Annotated in this window: 19 protein-coding genes and 2 pseudogenes; all 21 read right to left on the bottom strand. The window is 33.9% G+C overall.

All coding sequences use genetic code 11. The annotated features are described in order from the left end of the window. Positions 1-156 precede the first annotated feature (156 nt). Entirely contained in the window at positions 157-1,332 is a 1,176-nt protein-coding gene (locus tag BQ5364_RS02645; protein ID WP_071143583.1) for a Coenzyme F420 hydrogenase/dehydrogenase, beta subunit C-terminal domain, read from the bottom strand. Between the two features lie 34 nt (positions 1,333-1,366). Continuing rightward, entirely contained in the window at positions 1,367-2,494 is a 1,128-nt protein-coding gene (locus BQ5364_RS02640; RefSeq protein ID WP_235837116.1) for a polysaccharide pyruvyl transferase family protein, read from the bottom strand. Between the two features lie 59 nt (positions 2,495-2,553). Beyond that, complete coding sequence (locus tag BQ5364_RS02635) at positions 2,554-4,083, bottom strand: lipopolysaccharide biosynthesis protein (RefSeq protein WP_071143649.1); 1,530 nt, start codon at positions 4,081-4,083, stop codon at positions 2,554-2,556. Between the two features lie 5 nt (positions 4,084-4,088). Then, entirely contained in the window at positions 4,089-5,051 is a 963-nt protein-coding gene (locus tag BQ5364_RS02630) for a glycosyltransferase family 2 protein (RefSeq protein WP_071143581.1), read from the bottom strand. Further along, positions 5,044-5,664: a DUF1919 domain-containing protein gene (locus BQ5364_RS02625; protein WP_071143580.1), complete on the bottom strand. Its 621-nt coding sequence runs from the start codon at positions 5,662-5,664 to the stop codon at positions 5,044-5,046. The genes BQ5364_RS02630 and BQ5364_RS02625 overlap by 8 nt, the downstream gene beginning before the upstream one ends. A gap of 7 nt (positions 5,665-5,671) precedes the next feature. Next, positions 5,672-6,622 (bottom strand): glycosyltransferase, encoded by a 951-nt coding sequence (locus tag BQ5364_RS02620; protein WP_083382638.1) that lies wholly within the window; start codon positions 6,620-6,622, stop codon positions 5,672-5,674. Positions 6,623-6,643: 21 nt separating this feature from the next. Continuing rightward, the gene (locus BQ5364_RS02615; protein WP_159431663.1) at positions 6,644-7,666 is read right to left on the bottom strand and encodes a glycosyltransferase family 2 protein; all 1,023 of its coding nucleotides are present in this window, start codon (positions 7,664-7,666) and stop codon (positions 6,644-6,646) included. A gap of 14 nt (positions 7,667-7,680) precedes the next feature. Further along, positions 7,681-8,709 carry a glycosyltransferase gene (locus BQ5364_RS02610; protein WP_235837115.1) on the bottom strand — a complete coding sequence of 343 codons (1,029 nt, stop codon included), beginning with the start codon at positions 8,707-8,709 and terminating at the stop codon, positions 7,681-7,683. Then, complete coding sequence (locus tag BQ5364_RS02605; protein ID WP_071143576.1) at positions 8,699-9,817, bottom strand: polysaccharide pyruvyl transferase family protein; 1,119 nt, start codon at positions 9,815-9,817, stop codon at positions 8,699-8,701. The genes BQ5364_RS02610 and BQ5364_RS02605 overlap by 11 nt, the downstream gene beginning before the upstream one ends. After that, complete coding sequence (locus BQ5364_RS02600; RefSeq protein ID WP_071143575.1) at positions 9,814-10,821, bottom strand: glycosyltransferase family 2 protein; 1,008 nt, start codon at positions 10,819-10,821, stop codon at positions 9,814-9,816. The genes BQ5364_RS02605 and BQ5364_RS02600 overlap by 4 nt, the downstream gene beginning before the upstream one ends. 20 nt (positions 10,822-10,841) lie before the next feature. Beyond that, positions 10,842-11,567 (bottom strand): glycosyltransferase family 32 protein, encoded by a 726-nt coding sequence (locus BQ5364_RS02595; protein ID WP_071143574.1) that lies wholly within the window; start codon positions 11,565-11,567, stop codon positions 10,842-10,844. Between the two features lie 16 nt (positions 11,568-11,583). After that, entirely contained in the window at positions 11,584-12,777 is a 1,194-nt protein-coding gene (locus BQ5364_RS02590; protein ID WP_071143573.1) for a glycosyltransferase, read from the bottom strand. A 3-nt stretch (positions 12,778-12,780) separates the two neighbouring features. Further along, a complete protein-coding gene (locus tag BQ5364_RS02585) occupies positions 12,781-13,893 on the bottom strand; it encodes an EpsG family protein (RefSeq protein ID WP_071143572.1) in 1,113 nt (370 codons plus the stop codon). Next, positions 13,890-14,801 carry a glycosyltransferase family 2 protein gene (locus BQ5364_RS02580; protein ID WP_071143571.1) on the bottom strand — a complete coding sequence of 304 codons (912 nt, stop codon included), beginning with the start codon at positions 14,799-14,801 and terminating at the stop codon, positions 13,890-13,892. Before BQ5364_RS02580 ends, BQ5364_RS02585 begins: the two co-directional genes overlap by 4 nt. Positions 14,802-14,811: 10 nt before the next feature. Further along, positions 14,812-15,360, bottom strand: coding sequence for an acyltransferase (locus BQ5364_RS02575; protein WP_071143570.1), 549 nt, complete (start codon positions 15,358-15,360; stop codon positions 14,812-14,814). Continuing rightward, positions 15,338-16,456, bottom strand: coding sequence for a glycosyltransferase family 1 protein (locus BQ5364_RS02570; RefSeq protein WP_207646104.1), 1,119 nt, complete (start codon positions 16,454-16,456; stop codon positions 15,338-15,340). Before BQ5364_RS02570 ends, BQ5364_RS02575 begins: the two co-directional genes overlap by 23 nt. Next, complete coding sequence (locus tag BQ5364_RS02565) at positions 16,456-17,541, bottom strand: glycosyltransferase family 4 protein (RefSeq protein WP_071143569.1); 1,086 nt, start codon at positions 17,539-17,541, stop codon at positions 16,456-16,458. Before BQ5364_RS02565 ends, BQ5364_RS02570 begins: the two co-directional genes overlap by 1 nt. Beyond that, positions 17,542-18,150 carry an acetyltransferase gene (locus BQ5364_RS02560; protein ID WP_071143568.1) on the bottom strand — a complete coding sequence of 203 codons (609 nt, stop codon included), beginning with the start codon at positions 18,148-18,150 and terminating at the stop codon, positions 17,542-17,544. Then, positions 18,143-18,772, bottom strand: a complete 630-nt coding sequence (locus tag BQ5364_RS02555; RefSeq protein ID WP_071143567.1) for a sugar transferase — start codon at positions 18,770-18,772, stop codon at positions 18,143-18,145. Before BQ5364_RS02555 ends, BQ5364_RS02560 begins: the two co-directional genes overlap by 8 nt. Positions 18,773-18,964: 192 nt before the next feature. Next, positions 18,965-20,059: pseudogene (locus BQ5364_RS18990) on the bottom strand (aminotransferase class I/II-fold pyridoxal phosphate-dependent enzyme); the annotation flags it as partial. A 57-nt stretch (positions 20,060-20,116) separates the two neighbouring features. After that, positions 20,117-21,976 (bottom strand): annotated as a pseudogene (locus BQ5364_RS18985) (polysaccharide biosynthesis protein); the annotation flags it as partial. Between the last annotated feature and the right edge of the window lie 206 nt (positions 21,977-22,182).

Raw genomic sequence — 22,182 nt, 5'->3', positions numbered from 1 at the left:
TAGCCTCAACTTTTAGGACTAGACTAGAGGAGGTAGAGACCATGAGTTCAATTACAACTACTGCCGCACGACAATATCGTCTTCAAGAATGGGCATCCCAGCCTTCTTTCTTAGAGTTCCTTACATTTTGAATTATACAGGAAGCTCCTTATTGACCTATTTGAATAATGTATTTTTTATCTTTCTCATACTTCTCACTATAAGTAATTGGTTAATTTTTTCGTTCCTTTTAATTTGTTTTATTTCAGAATATAATTGCGTTTTTTTAATAGCCTTATAATACCCATATTTCTGATAATTATTTAAGAATCTTTTTCGTTCCTCCCAATTAGTTTTCATTGGTCTGCTTAGCTGTTCATTTCCTTTCACAGCTTCCACTATACTTCTTTCTTCATAAAAAAATAAATCTTTTATCTCATCAAAAAATTTTCCACCTTTTTCTGTATTTATCAACATCTCTGAAATTTTTCCATCATATGAACACTGCAATGACTCTCTATCAATCCCCCAAAAATCCCCAAGTGTAATATCTGCTACTCTTTCCAAATTAGCATAAAGGCAGTTATAGCAATTTTCTCTATATGTTAATCCCGTTAAAAATGCTTTATAATATACTTCCGATCCTGCTGGAATTCTTTTCACAACATGTCCTTCTTGCTTTAAAGATAAATAGAATCCCTCTCCTTCCCGAAAAGAAATCGAATCAAACTCTATTTCTTTGTAAAATGCTTTTAGGTGCTCTGTTAGATAACTCGCCGGTGTAACCCCATGACAAATAATATCGATCAAAATCAAATTATCAAACTCTTTTCCTAAATAGTTTTTAAGTCCATCTATTTGGCAAGGGGTCCCTATAAAAGCTACTTGTTTTCCAGTTTGTAGGCGTTTTCTCACTACTCGATATATTTTGCCAACATTACTTTGTGCATATTTTGACCCTTTAAATCTTTCAATTTCTTCCCTATTATCTGCCTCGCTAATACTTAATGTTAGATTTTTATCAAATCCACTTCCAAACACACTTCCATTTTGTCTTATAATATAGTCCGAAATAGCCGTTGCTACTCCACCCGAAGCACAATCTTTCCTCACACTTTCATCGCGAGCCCATATTGCATAACATTGAGAACAAATCGTTTCGCCAGTTCCTTTTAATCTATTATTTATAGGACAACTTTTCTTACACATATTACAATCAATACATTGCTCCTGATTTATGTGAGGTATAATTTTCCCTGTATTATCTAACACACTGGAAATCGCATCAGTTGGACAAATATTCATACAGGTCATACAACCTGTACATTTATTTAAATCACATATTTTATCCATAATCTTCCTCCCAATAGTCCCTTCTTATACCATTTTAATTAATATTATTCTCAAGATATAAAAGGCTACTTTGCACTTCTCTCTCTATCTTTCCATTTATAGCTACGTAATCTATTTCTCGTTCCAATAATCCTCTCAAATCAGACGGTTTCCCCAACAATCTACTCTCCAATTCAAATCTTCTCAACAAATCTTCTATTTTTTCCTGGTTTCCGTAAACGCCTTCATGTCCCTGTCTAGAAATTGTTGCAAACTGCTTATTGAATTTTATAGAAAACACTGTCCCATGAAACGTATCTGTAACAACATATTGTGCATTCTTCATATATTGTAACATTTCGAATGGATTTGCATTAATATACTCATCACAAAAATCATGAACCCCCCCCAATGCCAATAATTTCAGATTATGACTCTTTGCGAATTTCACTATCTCAACTTTTTCTTTTTCATTTATTCTTCCTGAATATGCGTAAACAACCATATATGGCACATCTTCTATGGGATAATTCATCTCATTTTTGAAGTCATAAATAAATACTGGATCCAAATGATACTTAACTTTTCGCTCTGTTAATTCTTCAACAATCAAACCCGAATTTCTATCTCTCACGGAAATATCTGATAAATCTTTCAATAAAGAACTTATCGTATTGTCCACTTTATATTTTTTTAATCCTTCTAAGGTCGTATTGCCAAACGATGCCGCATATGTAATCGTCTTTCCTGCTCTATTATCTTTTCCAAATAAATCTAAAGAAAATCCCACTGCACTATTTGTTTGAAGACAATTAAAAACCTCATCGCTCCCAATAACCAAAACATCTACTTCAGGATGATAATTCTTCTCTTCTTTCAAATCCAATAAAGGAAAAAATTCACTTTTGAATCTTTTCTCCCATGCTTCGTAACTTTTTCCATTCTCATAAATTCGTCTTCTATCTTTATCAAACAACCTATATATCCGTCCTGCCAATGAACGCAAATGCGAATATGTTCTTTTTCCGCTTGTATTTATCGTCTTATTCGTTCCTTCTGTGCCTGTTATTAGACATGGTTCAATAACATAATCTACAAACTCCACCGAATGTCCCAACTGTTCTATTCTTGTCTTTAATGCATACGCTTGCAAAAATGATCCATAATTATAAATCCTCTGCATTGACATTATCCCAACTCGCATATTCTATCACCTCATAAATTCTTATAAACTATTTACCCTTACCGTCTTATTATTTTTTTGAAAATTTGTTTAACTAAATCAGCAAAATATTGAAATTCTTCTGTTTTTCGAAATACTAAATAGAAAATCACATTTACTACCCCTCCGCATATTAAAGCATCAAGCAAAAAATCATATGTGAATTGGTGGCAAATTTCCACATTTACTATTGTTTTTATTCCAATCGCTGTAATAATAATAATAATAAAGTATTTTAAATACACCTTAAAATATTCTAGCATCGGTTCCTCAAATACCCATTTAAATACTATATACGGGTCTGCCCATGTATAAGTCAAAATTCTACTAATTGTAGTTCCTAAAAACACACCTTTTATCCCTATTATCTGAACTAATAAAATGGAGGCAACCAAATTAATGATTGCAGCAATCAAAGGTCTGTACTTCATTTGTGTAAATTTTCCACATCCGGTTCTAAAAATATAAGCAGTATACTCTAAACCTATTAGTAAAAAATTGAATGCCAATATTCCTGTCGTTACAAAATCTAAGGTATACCTTTTCCCCAACCACAAATGAATAAAAGGGGTTGATAGACATAATATTGCTATAAAACAAAATCCATAAATCCAGAAATTTATAAATAAAATTCTATTAAATATTTCTTTTTTCTTGCTTTTGTCCGAACTCACATTCAAATCCCCAACACTGGCAATCATAGAATCAAATATTACCGCCAAAAAAGAATTTACAGTAGTAATAATATATGTATAATTACTGCACAATCCAACAGAGATTGTCCCTACAAACGCTGATATAATAATATTATCTGTAGCATTTAATACCACATTACCAATTTTATACAAGAAAAGTCCTTTTACATTTTTATATATCGCATTTTTTTCTGTTTTTTCTAGCGGATCTGTTTTTTCATTTAAATATGGATTCAATTTTCCAATTTTTTTATACACAATAAAATCAAATATGTAATTTACTAAAAAATTAGTTATCAAATACAATATATAATTGTGTGTGACCAGTAAGATTAGTATTTGCCCCAAGCATAACACTATTGAACTTATATAATCATATATTCTCAACAAATATTGCTTTTGTGATGCTGTTACCAATGCTCTTCTATATCCAAAGAATAAATATGAAGAAACATTATTAAGTAAAAAAAGCGCATACACTAATTGAAAATTGATATCTATATTTTGCGGAAAGTTAACAATATATTTTAGAAATGGCATCAATACAATGCCTGCTCCTCCTATTAGAACACCAATTTTCCTATACGTATTTTTATAGAAACACATTAATTGTTGAATTTTCCTAGTATCATTTTCATGAATAGGTTTATACAGACTAAATACAACTGCCGAACCAAAACCTAATTCAGCCAAAGATAACATAGACAAAATATTAGTAAATAGACCATTAAGTCCCAGATATTCTTGTCCCATTACATAAATAAAAAGAGTTCTACTTACAAACCCTAATATTAAACTAATTACTTTCCCTAGAATTCCAGTAATGGTATTAAAAAAAGTATTTTTTATTCTCATATTCATTATTCCTCATATTTATTTTTTCTAATAATATACAAAAAATATATCTTTTCTTTCAAAGGAAAATCCGACTTGAAAAGAATGCTGAACCATAGTCTTTTCATCATCCTCAAAATGTCATTATATTGTTGCTTAAATTCCTTCGTTTTACCTTCATTAAGTAGTCTTATCAAAAAGAATCTTGCTTGATATATCATGTAATTGAATGCCTCATTTTTCAATTCTTTTTTAAATTTTTGGACATATTCCAAACATTCACATGCATTATAATACAAGTCAAATATTTTCACATTTTTTATTCCACTTGTAATGCTTGTTTCATTTTTTCTATAATAGTAATAACTATTTGCTAATATACCCACCTGCTTTACTTGTAAAAACAAATAAAATAATAATTCGAAGTCTTCATTTGTTTTTCCCACTGTAAAATGTCTGTCTTTAAATAAATTTCTTTTAAAAAGTTTATTACAACAGGAGACACTAAATTTTCTTTTTAATAATAATCGCGAAATTTCCTCTCCTTTTAGTATTACATTTTCCTTTACATATTCTATTTCTTTAATATCACCTGTGCTTCCTACTAATTTTATCCCAGAACAGACCACGTCTATATCTTTTTTTGCGAACTCATTAACGAGTTCCTCATACATGGTTATGTCTATCCAATCATCACTATCAATAAATCCTATGTACTCACCTCTAGCTAATTCAATACCAGTATTTCTTGCATGCGCTAATCCACCATTTTTTTGATGAATAACAACGATTCTTTCATCTTTTAGAGCGTATTCATCACAAATCGCGCCCGACTTATCTGTAGAACCATCATCTACTAAAACAATCTCTATATTCTCCAATGTTTGGTTTTGTACTGATTCAATACATTTCGCTAAATATTTTTCGACATTATAAACCGGTATCACAACTGAAACAATTGGTTTAATCGCCGTACTTGACTTATACATTTTCATCTTCCTCATTTAACCACTCTAAATAATTAAAACAATCAAATTTTCTAATTCCTAAAATATTTTTATACTCTGACAAATACCCTACACATTTTTCCTTTTCATATCCTTTCACAAAAACTTCATCGGGCAACTTTGTCCTTCCATGTACAAATAAAACTTTATTCTTATAATCCAATTTCTGAAATCTCTCTCGATCCTTTTCTGTAAATCCATCTCGATCAGTCATCATAATATAAATATCTTCATAATTTACTCGTTGTTTTCTTTCATCCCATTTCATTTTAGCTTCTTGAAAACTTCTGTAATGCATAAAATATATATAAATATCTTTTAATTTTCCTACCGGATAATTATACTCAGTTTCAACTTCCATAATTTCCTCTGATAGATAGTTCCTTAAATCGGATACAAAATTCAAAAAATCACTAGGCTTTATATAGAGATTAATAGTCGGTGAACGGAATTGTTCACCTAAATCTGAATATATCACTCCTCCATTACAATTACTTGAAATAATTGTAAAATTATGATTATGATTCTTTTTCTTTAAATACGGATTAATAATTTTTTTTCTTATTCTTGCTGCTATCTTATCCCTAAAAATCATCTTGAACTCACCCTTTTTTTGCTATCTTTAAATACAACTGTGGACACCATAATACAAAAAAATACTTCACTTTTTTATTAGCAGATATTCCTCTTCTAAAGAATATTCTGCTTGCAAACAGTTTACCTTTTGTACGAATATAGTCCATCACATCCGCCTCTAGTTGTTCTGTTAAACTGCGATAATAAACAGAAATAATCGTATCACACATCTTCTCTAACGCTAGCCGTTCTAACTCCTTATATTTCTCAAAAAATTTTATTCGTTCTTCTAGCGCTTCTAAGACATCAAGCCTCTTAGGATTATATTTTTGATTTATAATACTCGTTTCCACTGTCCTATAAAAATATAATTTTCTGTTTGTAATTGCTATTTCATCTGCTCCAAATATCAACTTATATGTCGTAAATTCATCTTCGTGGAGTTTCCCCTGTGGGTAACGAATATTTTTAAACAATTCAGTATCGTACAATTTATTCCATGCGACTACTGTTCGCACCGCCAAATTAGGATCATATAAGTTTCTTATCTCCTGCTCCTTTGAAATAATACAAACTTCGCCTTCTGTCTCATCAAATTGTTCACACGTATCTCTACATCTCTGATAATTACATTGAGAAATTTTAACATTATTACATACACACAAATTATAAAGTTCTAAAAACATTTCTTCATGAATCCAATCATCACCATCTACAAACCCGATGTACTTTCCTTTTGCAATGTCAATCCCGGTATTTCTTGCTTGGGATAACCCTTGATTTTTCTGATGAATGACAATAATTCTTGTATCTTTTAAAGCATATTCATCGCAGATTTTTCCCGATTGATCTGTAGAACCATCATCTACTAAAATTAACTCAAAATTTTTAAAAGTTTGCCTCAAAATAGATTCTATACACTCTTTTACATATAATTCAATGTTGTACACTGGAACAATTATACTTATTTCACACATTTTCTCTATCTGCTCCTTATGTTACTTTTTCTTTACTAACTTTCGCCGAATCTCATCATTAACTTTTAAGCTTCTAATTAATAATTTCAAAATAAATATTTGCTTTTTTAAAACAGCTTTTTTCAATACTTTCATTGACGTACTTTGATTCAACCAATAATTGGACGATTCCTGCATATGCTCACTTTTAAGTATACCCTTCATTAACTGATTTCTTCTTTTACGAGTAACTGTATTATTAAGACATATATTGTACAATGTTTTGAACGCAATATCTGCATATGCCTCTTCAAATCTATCTCTGTTTTCTCCTAGATATACGCCCTGTTTTTGTATTATCTTTCTAACTTCTGCATAGGCATAATCTTGAATTAAAAATGCGTCTTCTCGAAATACTGATGAGATAGACATATCGTTACTTTTTTCATAAGCGTACACAATATCTTCTATCACAACGAACTTTTCGCATTCCGCACAATAATGTACATTAAACAATAAATCCTCACTATTGCAAATAGTCTCATCAAAAAGAATATTTTTATCTCTTAAGATTTGTGTTTTATACAGTTTATTTGGCGTATAATGAATAAACCAATCCGTAAAATATAACGAAACTTCCTTCCAAAACTGTTCTTTATTCATCTTTTTTTTCGGCATGCAAATATTCTTCTGTCTTTCAGCTCCTTTTCCAACCGCAATGCACCGAATCCCTGCCATCAATATGTCAGAATCATTTTCTTCCATTTTTTCTACCATTAACTGAGTAGAATTTTCCAAAATATAGTCATCTGCATCTACAAAACGAATATACTCACCGCTCGCCTCAAGGATACCTCTATTTCTAGCAGATGATGGACCTCCATTTTTCTGACTAACAATTTTTACTTTGCTGCTTTGATACTCTAAACAAATTTCCAAACTTTTATCTATAGACCCATCATTTACAATAATAATCTCAAAATCTTGAAAGGCTTGCCCTAAAATAGAATCTAGGCACCGTCGTATATACTTCTCAGCATTATATACTGGTATAATAATACTCACCAAACTCATATCTCTTACTTATCCCTTCTTAATTTAACTAAAACTTTTAGATATAATATTGCCAACTCTATTTTCCGAGTTTTTATAAAATATGCAAATATCTTCATGTGGATTGATATATGTTTTATTTTTGTAGCAGCTTCAACCAATAATGAATTTTTCAGATATTCTCTCAATCGCTCGCTCGCATTTTTTTTATTATGCACTATTTCTTTAAGCGCATAAGAATAAAAAGTATAGAAAAACTTTTTATAATGTTCTTCCTCGTCTAAACTGATACCGTTTTTTCTTAAGACAGTGTTTAATACTTCTCTCCCTGAAAACAATAATTCAATTTGATTTTCTCTATACTTTCTCATCAGACTATTAGAATTAATTTGCACATAATGATACAATATATTTTCCACTGCCACTACTTTCTCTGCACAATCAAATGCTTGTATATTAAATATCCAATCTTCTCCATGCTCTCTTTTTTCGTCCAATTGTAGCATATGTTTTTCCAGGAACTCTTTTGAGTATATTTTGTTCCACAATGCAAAAAAACCTCTGTTTTTTTCTTTCACAAAAGAACTTAAAATTTTCTCTTTAATTTCTTCCTTATCTAACACTTTTCCATTCGGTAAATCATTTTGGGTTTCTGATAAAACTTTACCAACTCCGCTTTCTTCCCAATAATTACAAATACCAATTTCAGCCTTAGAGGCGTTTATTGCTGAATATAAAAGTTCATACATATCTTTTTCAATATAGTCGTCGCTATCAACAAATCCTATATATTGTCCATGAGCACTTTTAATCCCTCTATTTCTAGCAATTGAAGGTCCTGAATTTTTTTGTTCTAAAATAACAATCCGATCATCCTGTTTTTGATATTCTTTTATAATTTCACTTGTATTATCTGTTGATCCATCGTTAACTAATATTATTTCTATTTCTTCTAAACTTTGTTGACAAATCGACTCAATACATTTCTTGATACTTTTTTCACAATTATAAACCGGGATAATTACACTAATTTTTATATTCATTTTATATACCACATTCTTCAAAATATTTATTCACAAGTTCCTTTTCTTTCAATATAACTTCTTCATCCCTTGCTGAATTTATATTAAATACTTTACCCAAATCTAAATCATTTGGAGATTTTAATCTTTCTTCCATATTGAACTTTTGCAATAAATTCTCTATACGACCTGTTCTTACGCTATGTCTCACTGCGCAAAATTCCTTGTTAAAAATGATAGAAAACGCCGTTGCATGAAAAGAATTTGTCACAACAAATTCTGCATTCTTAATAAGTGCTACAAACTCCACTGGTGAGCATGATGCATATGTATCAAATTTCTGTTTTCTATTCGATAACTTTTTATTAATAACAATTTCAATAACTCTTGTATTTGTTTCAGAAGCTATCTTCTCTACTAATTGATACGCCTGATCCGATTCTTCCAATAAGTATAAGAGAATATATTTCCCTTGATTCTGATATTCATTTATTAAATTTTCCCACATTGCTTTTCCAATTAAAAATACAGGATCCGGAACAACTTGTATATCTTCGCGTATAAACTGAAGAGTTTCTTTAGATTTCTCCTCTCTGACAGAAACATAATCTAATTTTTCTATATATTGCCTATATTCTCTCAAATACTCCTTCTCTACACTTTGCCCTATACTAGCTGCATATGAGATTGTTTTCCCTGAAAAATATGTAAAATCAGCAAAATATGCAGGATCTAACCCCTCACATACATTCGGATTCCATATTTGATCACTGCCACAAACAATTGCATCGATTTTAAGATTATTTATACCTTTATCCAACTCCTCATACGTCATATATGTCTTTCCCGTCAACTTCAAAAAGTTAGATACAAAATTATTAAATCCCTTTTTCCTTTTTCTTTTATCTTTGAATGTCAATATATTATAAACCAATAGTTTTCCAAAAAGTATCCATGATTTTTTATAACTCGTTTTAAAATAATCATCAAAATACTCATATTTATCACATATATATCGAGGTCTATAGTCAACAATTTGGACTTCATGCCCTCTCTGTTCCAAAAAGGTTTGTAACGCATATGCCTGCAATACTGCCCCAAAATTTTCAGCACAATGAAATGTTAAAATTCCTATTTTCATTTTTTATTCACCCTTATACTTTTGATTTTTTCGATAAGCCATATATAAAATATTACACATAAACTCATTTTCTTTTTTATAAAAATGAAGTTCAGTTTTTCTGATTTTATATTTGTTTTCATATTTCTAATATAACACTTCAAATACACATCATTAACAATTTCTTCTATCTTCTTTTTTCTCTTCAGTAATGACTTGGAACTTTTAGATTCAAATAAAATAGATTGATATATAAATTGATACATTCTTTGGTTAATCAAATTTGTGATCTTGCTACGCTCGACATTCAGTTCCAACAATTTCTTTTCTAAACACTCATTTAATTTTATATAGTTACTAGTATATTTATAATTTACATTTCTACTGATTCCTGTTTCATTCAATCTATTATAACAATATAATGCTTCATCTATCATTTCCCAATTCTGCACATACCGAAGATATTCCAAAAGAAATATCATATCTTCTGACATGAATAACTGTTTGTCAAATCGAATTTTATTGTTTTTTATAATATCTGCTTTAAAAATTTTTCCCCAAAGGACCCCTCCAGTTCCATTTAATATGCATTCAATAAGAGCATTCCTTGAAAAATGTTTTACCGAAAAATCATTTACAAAAACTGTTCCATATTTACTGATATCTGTATATCCGCAACATACTAGATCATTTTCTTTCCCCATATTTTCATATAATTTTCCTAAATAATCTCTTTCAACATAATCATCTGCATCTACAAATATTAAGAATCGTCCCATAGCTTCTTCTATTCCTCGATTCCTCGCTACAGATGGACCAGCATTTTTTTGGTATATGTATTTGAATCTACTGTCTGCTTGTATCATACTTTGTATCAGCTGTTTACTATTATCTTCTGAACCATCGTCAATCAAAACACATTCAAACTGTTTATATGTTTGCTTTTGTATAGACTCTACACATCTCTCAATATAATCTTGAACATTATACACAGGGATAATCACCGTTATCTTCGGTTCCATCATTTCTCACCTTCCTCTTACTCTCACCCTAATATTTTTTTTACATTCTCTAATCCTATTATCTTCACCAAATACTTCTTAATCTTCTTCTTGGTCTTAACGTACCACGGTAACCAGCTAACATAAAAATGATGCACACAATAAGACTTATCCGTAATTTGATATACACAATATGTGTATACATACGGTGAAAAATACTCTTTCGGATAAATTTTCATTCCATCGTTCAGCTCTTGGTAACAATTATTTCGTTGCAATGAATACTCCCCTAATAATTCAGTCAGTTTCGAAACATTCGTTCCTTCTATAACCTTTCCATTTTCATCATAGAAAGGAATCGTCTTGTATAAATCATAAAACTTTTGAAATAATGGATATCCCGGAATTGCTCCCATCATGCTGGTCGCGACATAATTTCCCTCTTCAAATCCTAAAAGGCATTTTGCATCTAAAATATCATTAAAACTTTTAAACACTTCTACGTCTGTGTCAAAATAAATTCCACCATATTCCAAAAGCGCCTTTACTCTTGCAACATCACTTACAAATGCGTATTTTTTTGCTGCATAAGCATCTTTCGTATATCGAAATTGATTCACATCAAAATTCTCTTCATTCCATTCCATAAATTGGTAATCTGATAAATACTTTTTCCAGCTTTCGATACACGTTCTTACTTGTTCTGGCTTTTCTTTTCCTCCAAACCAACAATAATGAATAATTTTTGGTATTTTTTGATTTTCACACATATCGTCTCCCATTTTTCTATTCCATCAACTTATATATCTTCTCAACTTCTTTTTCATTGCTATAATCAGTCTTTTTCATATTTTCAATTAACTGATTTTGCAAATTTTTATCCTTTATCACCCTTACAATTTCATCTGCGCATCTCTTATTATCCAATGGCACAATTACCCCATCATACCCATCTTCAACTTGCGAATGAGCGGTTGGAAAATCCGTTATAATTACAGGTTTATGTAATATTTGAGCTTCTCGGACTGTTACTGCCTTCCCTTCATATCGAGACGGCTGTATATAAATATCACATGCCTTAATATATGGATACGGATTATCTTTCTTTCCCAATATAACAACATGCTCTTCCATCCCATATTGTTTAATACGTTCTCTAATTAACTGCTCATCCCCACCAAAACCAATCAAATACCACCTAACATCTATTCCACTTTTTAAAATAGATTGGCATATCAATGGTACATTATCAAAATTTTTTGCATGAACAAATCGTCCGATAGATAGTAGATTAAAACATTCTTCCTTTTTCAACTCTAATTCAATATCTCCATTTGCCTGTTCTTCTATCATACTGTTTGTAACAATATTATCAATTCCAATAATTTTATCTTGTAAAGTAGGAAATTTCTTTAAAAATGCTTCTGTCGCTTTCTCTGATATCGAAGCAATATAATCATATGCTTCCCACATGCTTAGCTCAGTTTCCACATCTATATCAATAATAGAATAATCTGTATGTATCCATGCAACTTTTTTCTTCGCCCTTACATGTTCCAAGCAAATATAATGTGGTGTCAAAAAACTAATCGCTAAATCGTACTCCGTATTAGAATTAATATCATCCATATACTTCCAGGTATATTTATGACTATAAGTCAATTCAACCTGATTATCTTTCTTGAATCCCGCCTTTTTTATTCTTCGCCTAGCCAAACATTTTGCTTTTAATCTTCCATAGAGCATTTTAATTTCATGAGCTGCAACTAGCTCTCTAATTGGCACAGCTAAATATTGGGCTTGATTCATTGGCAGTATATTTACTTTTTCTGGAATAAACTTAAGTAACTCTCCTGCTTGTCTCATGAGAAATAAATCCACTTGATATTTGGAATAGTCAAAACTATTAATCAATCCCAAAAGCGCTCTCTCCGCACCGCCTATTTCCATTGCATGCGAAACTATAATAATCTTTTTCATTTTTTATCTCCATGTTGTTATAAAATGTACATAATTTGCTCCATATCCCAAACTAACTGCCATATCATACCAATAATATATCGCAAAAAATATAAGACTTAATATATATACTAACTTTTTATTATTTTCTCTAAATAAGTATTTCACATCCCAGCACAACAAAATAATTGCATAACTATTAAAATACATATTAAACCGTGCATAAATCCAGTATTTATTTGCCAATAACATAAATATCAAATTCAACACGGACATATTAACCATAAGATTATATCCGAACTTTTCTGTCATACGTTTATTTTTTCTTCCCATATAGTTCAAAATAACCGGAACTGCATACACAAAAACTCGAATAATATTTGCTCCTCCACCTTCAGATATCAAAGCATCTCCATAATGCCCATATTGTGTTTCCCCCAACAGATTTGCTATCATCGGTCCTGTCACAGGATAAGTAACGAACAAAAACAGTCCAAATACTAGAATTCCTTTTGTCCATATGCCCCATGCCTCTTTATCACTAATAAAATACAGAACTAAAAACATTAGCGCTGAAGTGTGAAAAGTAGCTAATATCAATACAAGGGGAAAATATAAATACCATTTTTTCTTAACAATCCAAGGGAATGCCAAAAATAAAATTGACGATACTATATATTGACGAATTCCATTCATTGTTACTAGATAACACCCTAAAGTAATAAAATAAAAAATTGATAATTCTATATGTTCTGAATATTTGTAAAACACAGCAAAGATACAACTCAACGTAATAATAGCACTAATAATGAGCAGCCATTGACTTTTATTTGAAATAAATTCCTTGATTAGGGTATTATATAATTCAAATCCCCATTCACCTTTAAATGTAGTATTTTCAAAAAAATTCTTCACACTATCCGGATAAGAATCAAACAAGTCTCTATACGTTCCAGTATCACCAACTCCATCTCTAAATGCAGATACGAATACCAATACACCACATGCACAAACTGATAAAAATAAATTTGGAAGATACTTTGCTTCTCCATGAATTGTCGTTTTTCTTCTAGCAGTGTTCTGAGCAACAAAGCATAATAAAAATGTAATTACTAATGTAGTCCACCAAACTGTCATTTCTTCATTCCTTCCACAACCATATACTCTTTAGACTTCTTTTTAATGTAATAAGTAAGTAAAATTCCAAAAGGAATAGCCAAAAATGTCATCCCTTTTTTAGGTGATTCACTTAAAAATTTTTTGTTTTTTGCTAAAATACTACTAGATACATAATGTATATTTTCTATGAACCTTCTTTTGAAATCCGGATAACATTGCATAGCTGTTTTTCTAAAAAAAGCAAATCCCTTCGGATTATTCAAATACTGTCTAAACATGTTTGTACTAGATCCATCCAATTGATATTCTACATTACATAAAATCTCATTCAATACCAATAATTCGTATTCCTGGTCACAAAGTAAATATTTGTAACCCAAAGAAACATATTTTTCTCCTTCAAATTCGGGATAAGGTGGATATTTTTTCATTATTTCTGTCCGGTACACTAACTTTTTATCTCCCTTTCCACCATTAGTGTAATATCCTCCCAAAGTGGTTGTTTTTAACGAATCATCAAATTTTTCGCCAATCACCTGATTATCAAAAGTCGCATCTAACCCTATAATTCCCGCATACTTTTTACTTCCATATTGATTCCAAAATGTTAATATCTTTTCTATGGCATCTTCTGCTAAATAATCATCCGAATCTATACATACATTAAGTTCTGTATCTATTATTTCATAAGCCGTATTATGTGCGGTATGCATTCCACCATTTTTTTTGTATACATATTTAATTTCAAATCCATTTTCATTCTTTTCCCATTTTTTCACAAGTTCTTTTGTGTTATCAGTCGAACCATCATCTACTATTAACCATATAAAATTTTTATTATTCTGTCTGCACAAACTCTCGTAGCATAAATGCAAAGAATATGCTCTATTATAAGCTGGTGTAAATACTGTTATCTGTGGTTTCATTAATACTCTCCTATTTTATATACCCTATTCCTTTTTCTAAAATTTTGTTCATTTCTGCTTTTTTATCATTGTCTACATTCGCCCTCATTGTATACTCTTCACCAAAAACATTATTAGACATCTGAACCTCATTCTTTTCCTTATATTCCTTAATGCTAGAAATCACTCTTGCTGGATTCCCGGCAACTACAGAGTTAGGTGGAACATCTTTTGTTACAACGGAATTTGCTCCAATAACACTGTTTTCTCCAATAGTAACATTTGGTAAAACAATCGTATTAGCTCCTAAAAACACATTATCTTTTATTTTTATTTTTCCAATTTTTGTATAACCCAAACTATTCTTAGTGCTTGCATCATGAGCCATTAAAACTACCCGAATTGACATTGTTACATTGTTTCCGATTTCTATTAGCCAGCAGTGCGTCGGGTCTATGAAACAACCTTGTTGTCGGTTAAAGTTTTCCCCCACTTTTAACCCTCTTTTTATCAACTTTTTTGTCGGTACTTCTCCTATTATTGTTCTGATTATATCTTTAACAACACTTTTTAATCCCATTTTGTACTCCACTTTTTATATAAAAATTTTCAAGCCATCTTACATTTTCATAAATGTCAAACCTATTATTTATTATTGTATCTAATTCATTTTTTCTTGAATATTCGTCATCCAGTATTTCATCTGCCCATTTTCTAGCACTTTTCTCTAACGAAATAAATACTACATTCTTTGTAAGATTAATCTCTTTCGTAATCGTATCTGAAACAACACATGGTAATCCTGCTGCCTGCGCTTCTACCAATGTTACCGGAAGGCCTTCAAACAAAGATGGAAATACAAACACATCCATCGCCTGCATCAACTTTGGAATATCTTCTCTAACACCCAAAAACATAACTTTTTTATTTAATCCTAAGTTTCTAACTTTTTCATGAATCTTATCTTCTAATTCTCCTGCTCCTATAAGTAACAATACTGCATTTTCATTTTGCTTGCATACTTCATTGAAAATATCAATCAGAAACTCATGATTTTTTTGAAGATTAAATCGCCCAACATGTCCCAGAACAAATTTATCTTCAATCCCTAGTTCTTCTCTCTTCTGTTTTGCAACTTCTGAATCATAAACAAATTTTTGAGCATCAATAGCATTCCGCATAACTACGAAAGGATGGTTCTTAAACATCCATTTTCCGGCTTCTTCTCCACACGCAAACAAATCTGTTGCATACTTCGGAATTAAAGAACGTGAATATAATTTTATTAAATATTTCAAGTTTCTCTCCTGACTTGTATTGTGACTATGCGCAATCCTAACCGGCACTCCATATTTTTTTGCCGCTCTCAGTGGATATGCACTCATGCAGTCCAAATGGGAATGCACAATCTTATATTCCGTATGTTCTCGAAAGAAATCATCCAATTTCTTCAAGTAACCTTTTTTATCCAGCGGATTCACCGGTGGCAGATGATAAATCTTTCCACCTAATTTTAAAATCTCATCGTCATAATCTTTTTTCCCATCGCGATGTGTCAAAAAGTCAAACTGTATTTTCGTTCTGTCGATATGACGGTAATAATTCATGATCATTGTTTCAAGACCGCCTCGGTTCATATGTGTCACAACATGTAATACTCTTATCGGCTCAGACATTACTTCTCTATCTCCCTCACTGTTTTCCCTACAACCTTCTTTTTATCAAACTTCTCCTGCACCACTTCCCTGGATGCCTGTCCCATTTCTTTTTTCTCTTCATAGGAAAGTCCAAGGAACTTCTCCATCTGCCCACGAAGTGCCTCTGCATTTTTCGCCTCTGCCAAATATCCGTTTCTTCCTTCTTCCACCGCCTCAAGGCAGCCATGAATATTGCTTGTAATCAACGGTCTTCCCATCGCTCCTGCCTCCAAAAGTGTATTTGCCATTCCTTCGTGATAAGACGGCAATACAAAACAGTGACATTTTTCAATAAATGGCTTTACATCTTTCTGGTAGCCGTGATACTCAATCACGCCCTTTTGAACCAATTCTTCGATTCGTGCCTTATAATCATCTTCCAAAGGTCCCACAACGTCAAAAAAGACATCAGAATGTTGCTGTTTGATCCTCTCTGCTGCCTCAAATAATTCGTCCACCCCTTTTTCTTTCATAACACGTCCGATAAACAAGAATCGGGTTTCCTCTCCGGAAGGATACTCACAAAATGGATATTCTGCAAGGTTTACACCTGCTCCATTCAACACACATATCTGTTTTTCTTTCAATATGTTCAAATCTAAAAAGGTCTGTTTGTTTCCTATGTTTTCAAAAAATACTACTTTCGCTTTTTTCAAAGCAATCTTATATAAAAATGTCACTAATTTCTTTACCGTACTCTCGCTTTGGAACGCTGTTCCAAGTCCGGTAATATTAACTGCATACGGTGTGCGGAGCATGCGGCACATCAAACCGCCGTAAATGTTTGGCTTGATTGTGTAAGTAATAACCATATCCGGATGTAATTTTTTAATTAACTTCCGGTAAAACAGCATAAGCTTCGCATCCGTCTTTGGGTTGATACCTCTTCGGTCTACCGAAGTGTTGACGAACTTGCACCCCATCTTTTCTAAGTTTCGCACAAGTTCCCCATCCGGCAGGGAAATATACACTTCATTTCCCTGATGCAAAAGTTCCTGAATCAGTTCCTTTCGGAATTTATATAAGCCCACGTCAAAATTTGCTAAAATCAAGATTCTCTTCATCTATCTCATTCTCCTTGCCGGCACGCCAACATACACTCCGGCTTCTGTGATATCCTTCACTACTGCTGCCCCTGCGCCAACTGTCACATCGGCTGTGATATTTGTGTTATTTTTCACACAGGCGCCAACACCTACATGTACTCGCTCTCCGACATGAACCGTTCCGGCAAGCGCTGCATTCGGTGACACATGTACGTAATTCTGCAGGAAATTATCATGCTCGATGACGGCTCCTGTATTGATAATACAATGCTTTCCGATACGAGCAGACGGATTGATGACCGCGTTTGCCATCACGACCGTTCCTACTTCAATCTGAACATCCATTCCGATGACCGCAGTCGGATGAATCAGTGTTGCCCAGTTCACCGCATACTGTTCGGCGATCATCTCGCGAATCCGATTATTTCCGATTGCGATAATGAATTCACATTCCGTCTGATAACTTGGAATTTCGGATACGCTTCCAAGTACCGGAAATCCTGCAATCTCTTTTACCGCATCATTGTCATCTAAAAATCCAACAATCTCATATCCATTTTTCAGTGCAATGTCTGCAATGACTTTTCCATGCCCGCTGGCACCTATGATCACTAATTTTTTAGACATGTTTTGACTCCACACTTTCTTCTGTTCCCATGAATTTTTCCATAGTCACAGCTGTATCCGAACTAATCCCATCTCGTTTTAACACATTCCAGATTGTCTGAAAGATAATCTTCCAATCCCCCAGAAATGTCACATGGTCTACATACTCCACATCGTATTTGAATTTCTGCTCCCAGCTAATCGCATTTCTTCCGTTTGCCTGAGCAAGTCCGCTAAGTCCCGGACGCACTTCATGGCGGCGTTTTTGTTCAGCGTTGTATCTTGGAAGATACTCAACCAAAAGCGGACGCGGTCCAATGATGCTCATATCTCCTTTTAAGATGTTAAAAAGTTCCGGCAGCTCATCCAAACTTGTGGAGCGCAAGAATTTTCCGAACTTCGTAAGTCTCACTTCATCCGGAAGCAATTCTCCATTTTCATCCCGCCCATCTGTCATTGTGCGGAATTTATACATATTGAATATCTTTTCGTCCTTCCCCGGACGCGGCTGGCGAAACAGCACCGGACTTCCGAGTTTCACCCGCACCAGTGCTGCCACAACCGCTATGATAGGAGATAGAACTATAATCGCCAGCAAAGACAATAAAAAATCCATCCATCGCTTGACATATTTTTTATACATCATTATCACCTCTAGTGTTACTGTTCTCTCCATAGAAATAATCGAAATTTATATTGTCATGCTTGCATGTAAAAGAAAAATTGCGCTTATTTCTATGAGTGTCAATCCGTAACCTCCACCCGAATAAGCAGTCTTAGCACATAGTGCGGGACTGGAGTGCGAAAGCACGACGAGTGCGCATACGGGTGGCGGTTAGGAGCGAACAGTAACAAACAACCCTCTCACTACTTTGATAATACGTTCCATATCTGCTCTCGTATTCTTAATATCACTCGGTAGACAAAGTCCCCTGTTGAAGATATCTTCTGCAACACTTGTTCCGTCTTCTTTCGTTGTGATAAAATCGCAATTCTCATATACCGGCTGCATATGCATTGGTTTCCAAATTGGACGGCTCTCGATATTCTCATCACTCAATGCGTTGATGATATTCATCGGTGTTACCTTGCTGTCTTTAGAAAGTGTCATTGCTGACAGCCAGTAGTTTGCTTCACAATCTTCCGGAATCGGATTCATTGTAATCTCAGGAATATCTTTAAACGCATCTTCATATGTTTCATAAATATTTCTCTTCAAAGAAATATTCTCATCTAAATAATGAAGCTGTCCTCGACCGATACCGGCTGTGACGTTGGACATACGGTAGTTGTAACCGATTTCCTTATGCTGGTAATAAATCTCCTGCTCTCTTGCCTGTGTAGCAAGGAATTTTGCTTTTTCAATTGCTTTTTCATCATGTGAAACAAGCATACCACCGCCTGATGTTGTGATAATCTTGTTTCCGTTGAAAGAATAGATACCGAACTTTCCAAATGTTCCGGTCTGTTTTCCTTTGTATGTCGCACCTAAGCTTTCTGCCGCATCTTCGATGAGGATTGCATTGTGCTCTTTACAGATGTCCATGATCTCATCCATCTTCGCCGGTGTTCCGTACAGATGCACGATCACAACGACTCTTGTATCCGGATATTTCTTGAACGCCTTACGCAGTGCTTCCGGATCCATATTCCAGGTATCTTCTTCCGAATCGATAAAGATCGGCACCGCGTTCTCATATCGAATTGGGTTACAGGTAGCTGAGAATGTCAGTGAGGATACGAATACGTTCTCACCTGCTCTGACACCTGCAAGCTTCAACGCAAGATGGATTGCCGCTGTTCCAGCGCTGACTGCCGCTGCATATCCGCCATGTACATACTGAGCAAGCTCTTTTTCAAATTCATTGACATTCGGTCCAAGCGGAGCTACCCAGTTTGTATCAAATGCCTGTTTTACAAATTCCTGTTCCAATCCACGAATCGTTGGGGAAGATAAGAAAATTCTCTTTGCTTCCGGTTCTTTATGCTCTTTAATCACATATGCAGGAACGATTTCTTTTACGAGCTGTCGGATGTTATCACTGTTGTTATCCGCCGCAATCTGTAAAGATCTCAACTGTCTTAAAAATTCCGTCTCATCGAATTCAATTGGTTTTCCGATATGAATCAGCTTATTCGCTGTATCCTGCATTCCTTCTTCATCCATCAGAAGTTCTTCATACAACTTCTCACCCGGACGAAGTCCTGTGTATTTAATCTCAATATCTTCTCCGACTTTGTATCCTGACAAACGAATCAAATTCTTTGCAAGATCTGCAATCTTAACCGGTTCTCCCATATCAAGCACAAAGATCTCCCCGCCTTTTGCGTAAGCTCCGGCCTGCAGTACAAGCGATACCGCTTCCGGAATCGTCATAAAGTAACGTATGATATCCGGATGTGTAACCGTAACCGGTCCCCCGGCTGCAATCTGCTTTTTGAACAACGGAATCACACTTCCGTTGCTTCCAAGTACGTTTCCGAAACGTACTGCCACGAACTCTGTGTCATACTTATGGTTCAATGTCTGTACGATCATCTCACAGATACGCTTAGATGCTCCCATAATACTTGTCGGGTTCACCGCTTTATCTGTGGAAATCAGTACGAATCTGTCTGCTCCGAAGGTTCCGGCTGCAGTTGCCAGATAATATGTACCGACGACATTATTCTTGATCGCCTCATTCGGGCTGCTTTCCATAAGCGGCACATGCTTATGCGCTGCTGCATGGTAGATTACGTTTGGACGGTATTTTTCCATAATCTCATTGATACGATGAGAGCTTCTGACAGAGGCAATCAGCACAACTAAGTCGAGATTTGGATATTTCCGCTGTAATTCCTGCTGTATATCATATGCGCCATTCTCATATATATCCACGATGATCAGCTGTTTTACATCGTGTGATGCCAGCTGACGGCACAACTCACTACCGATGGAACCGCCTCCACCGGTTACCATGACAACTTTTCCCTGAACATATCCAAGAATCTCATCTAAATTCGTCTGAATCGGCTCTCTTCCGAGCAAATCCTCAATATTCACTTCTCTTAACTGTGACACGCTGACCTCTCCGTCAATCATCTGGTAGATTCCCGGAAGGATCAGAAGATCGCAGCCTGTATCTTTGCAAATCTCTACCAAATCTCGAATCACCTGCTTAGAAGCGTTCGGGATCGCGATGATAATCTTGTCTATATGGAAACGCTCTACTGCTTTTTCAATCTTATCACGTCCGCCGACAACCGGGCATCCCTGAACGTATTTCCCTTGCTTTTCAGGATTGTCATCAATCATACAGCATGCTCTTCTTGTGACATTCTTACTCAGACCAATCTCTTTTACAATGGCAGCTCCGGCATCTCCGGCTCCTATTACCATAACATTGGCAATCTTCTCTTTCTTGCCGCGCGCGTGGAATTCATTGCGCATATAACGCACAAATCGATACCAAAAACGAATCACGACAACTAAAATTTCTAAAAATGTAATATATAAAATCGGATAGCTCTTTGGTGCGCCCACACCTGCAATCCACATAACAATCCAGTTCAAAATTCCGGCTGTCAATACTGCCAGCCCGGCATTCACCAACTCATTGACACTTGCATACTTCCAAAGACTTGTATACAGGTGGAACAGTGCAAATATCACCACTGTAATCACAACATTGAACGGCATATACTCATATACAGACCGTAGTACATCTGTTCCGATATCTGAAAATACGAACTCACTCTGTACCCAAAGTGCAAGGAACGATGCGACCCCCATCGCAATAATGTCAAGCAATAACAAAACAAATGCTCTGACACGCCACTGAAAGTTTCCCAAAACTTCTCTCATCTAACCATCCTCCAACTGTTTTATTTTGTCACATCTTATTAAAATGCCTTATCTTACCTAGTATGATATTATACGCTTCTTTAATGTTACGACATTTTTCTACTTTTGTCGACTGTTTTCCCAGAAAATTTTATACAATTTTTATTCACTTTTTAAACCACTGTATGAGTCACTATCTATCTCCTACTGCCACACCGCATAAATAT

It is taken from the genome of Coprococcus phoceensis (assembly GCF_900104635.1).
GTDB classification, from domain to species: Bacteria; Bacillota; Clostridia; order Lachnospirales; family Lachnospiraceae; genus Faecalimonas; species Faecalimonas phoceensis.
The sequence above is the reverse complement of the archived record's forward strand: the minus strand, read 5'-3'. Positions and strand labels throughout refer to the sequence as shown.